We start from the raw sequence: 330 nt of genomic DNA on the forward strand, positions 1-330 counted from the left end.
GGTAGTATTTCGTGAAATGGTTTAGTGTGCTGATAGCGGGTGTAGTACTGATGATGTCCGGCTGTTCAAGCATCGGCGGTCAAAGTCAACAATGGGCGCCACCACCAATGGCCGTTCCTCTACAGCCTTCAATCCAACAAGAAGTACAGATTGCGCGCACAACGCAACTGCTACTGCGCAATGATATTAATGATCAAGAAAGAGCAGATCTGCATTTTCAGCGTGGTGTTTACTACGATAGCCTAGGGCTTCGAGAGTTGGCACGTTACGACTTCAATCAAAGCTTATCTATTAATCCGGCTCAACCGGATATCTTCAACCTGCTGGGCG

Annotated in this window: 1 pseudogene; it reads left to right on the forward strand. The window is 47.9% G+C overall.

What is annotated here, in order from left to right:
- Positions 1 to 50 precede the first annotated feature (50 nt).
- Positions 51 to 330: pseudogene (locus AB4585_RS28375) on the forward strand (lipoprotein NlpI); the annotation flags it as partial.

The organism is Vibrio sp. 10N.222.49.C9, from assembly GCF_041474985.1.
GTDB classification, from domain to species: domain Bacteria; phylum Pseudomonadota; class Gammaproteobacteria; order Enterobacterales; family Vibrionaceae; genus Vibrio; species Vibrio crassostreae_C.